We start from the raw sequence: 2144 nt of genomic DNA, 5'->3' as shown, positions 1-2144 counted from the left end.
TAGTGGTTTGGTTTCTATAGAAGGGCGCTCCGCTCCCCTCTAAATTCCTGCCTTCTCCACTAATAGCCTCTAAGATGAATCGAACATCTATCCTAATATTAACAGTATTATGCTCTACCGTTGAGCTATAGAAGCTCATTAATATTAATAATTAATATTAATATTAATATTTAATCTTTAGACTAGCAATGAAGCCCTGAAGCTCATTCCTATAGGAGAGAAAGGAATTGAACCTTCGACGACTAATTAGTCATTAAGTTTACAGCTTAACCCGTCATACCAACAAACGGAACCCTCCTTTATATATATATACTTTAAAATAAAGAATATATACATAAGGATATATTTTCCCTATAAAATGGAACGAGGCAATTTTCGCCACGAACCCAGGGGGTGTATATCCAATCGTATTGTTCAACATTGATAAGTCCCGTGCAACTTCCACTACACGAACCGTATTTCGACTTAACACTAATCAGAGCCGCGCATACGAAGGATCCTATTATAACATCTAAACCTATATGTCTACTTACTTATAACAGAAAAGCAAACTTATTGCACGCACTCCTTTCAGCATGTGACGAGTGGTTAGTACCAATCCGAGGGAATATTCACCGTGTCATGGTGATTCACGATTACTAGCAATTTCTTATTCATGCAGTCGAATTTCAGACTACAATCCTTGTATATTTTTATCCTATTTTTTGAGATTAGCTAAAATTCACATTTTTGCATCTCTTTGTTTAGGAAAATGTGGCACGTCTATAGCCCACAATATTTAGGCCATGATGACTTGTCTTGATCCCTTTTATCATTTCCTATATAAAGGTGAACTGCTTTATAATATTTACAAATAAAGCAAGGGTTTACGTTAATTCCATGGAACGAACCACAGTTTCGCAACATCAACTGAAGACAGCCGTGCAACACTTGTATTAATAATTAAATATAGTTGGAATATGGTATTTACTATATTATCCATTATTTTTCTTTTTTCTCCCCCCCCGCGGCAAACCTACGGGGAGGGGAAAATTGAGTGCTTGCCATATCAAGCATAAAAAATAATATCATTATTATTAATATTCAAATTGTGGTAAGGTTTTTCGTGGGTCACCGAATTAAATAACATACTTCATTGCTGGTGTCAGAAACGGTCTAGTGATTTCAGTTCCTGCGTTGCCGCCTTACTCTTGAGGTGAAATGCTTACACTTTCATTTATAGACTAAATTAAAAATCTAACCTATGGCATTCATAATTGTCTGCAAAGACTACTGGGGTATCTAATCCTTTTTGTTCCCTTTGCCTTCGTCCTTCGACGTCAGTTTTTACATAAAAGATTGCCTTCGCCTTTACCCGTCCCCTAGGTATCACAGAATTTTATCTCTCCACTCTAGAGTACGACCTTCTTACATAAAACTCTAGAAAAATTGTCCCCTATATTTGGGCGAATTTTTCCGTCTGAGTACCCTTTAAACCTATTTATGATGATTAACACTAGTCTCTTACGTATTGCCGCGACTGCTGGCACGTAATTAGTCAAGACAAATGTACATATTGTCATTATCAATATGTATACAGAATTTTACTCGATAAATCGACGTGGAGTCTCCCCCCAATATGGACTAGAAGTATATACCTCATGTGTCAAGAAGACCAGGGGACTAAGGATCTTCTAACGATCACTCATCCATTTGCAAAGTTGACCCCTCATTCCTCCAAGTTACCAGTTCAGGCGTGGGCCCATTGACCAAGATTCCTCACTGCTGTACCTATTTGCCTTGGGATTTTTTCATTCCCAATGTGGTCGATCAGCCTTTTCAGCTTCGACTAAGAGAATTATTGGCTTGTTAAGCCATGACCTTAACAACTACCTATCTCTGAAACTTTTCTCATCCTCTTAAAGCGGATATAATATAAGTAGGCCCCTTTCAACAGGTGCCTAAGATATCCTTTTGCAATATGAAGGATTTGCCTTCACTTTAAGTTAAGCGAAAAAATATTATACTCACCTGTACACCACTTTTAATTAAGAGGTTTTAGGGGCACAAGTTCCCCTAAAACACCCGCTTAAGTCAAAGATTAAACCTTAGCTTAAGCCACAATAAACCCCTTAGCTTAAGCCACGATGAAACCCCTTTCTTAG

General features: G+C 37.6%; 2 tRNA genes and 1 rRNA gene. All 3 read right to left on the bottom strand.

The window, feature by feature from the left end:
• Positions 1-64 precede the first annotated feature (64 nt).
• Positions 65-135, bottom strand: a tRNA-Asn gene (locus IEW49_RS13285).
• 77 nt (positions 136-212) lie between these two features.
• Positions 213-299: transfer RNA gene (locus IEW49_RS13280), tRNA-Tyr, on the bottom strand.
• Positions 300-416: 117 nt separating this feature from the next.
• A 16S ribosomal RNA gene (locus IEW49_RS13275) occupies positions 417-2108 on the bottom strand.
• Positions 2109-2144 lie beyond the last annotated feature (36 nt).

It is taken from the genome of Pseudoblastomonas marina (genome assembly GCF_014641655.1).
Taxonomy (GTDB): Bacteria; Pseudomonadota; Alphaproteobacteria; order Sphingomonadales; family Sphingomonadaceae; genus Alteriqipengyuania_A; species Alteriqipengyuania_A marina.
Note: the sequence above shows the minus strand (reverse complement) of the source record. Positions and strands in the feature narration are given on the sequence as shown.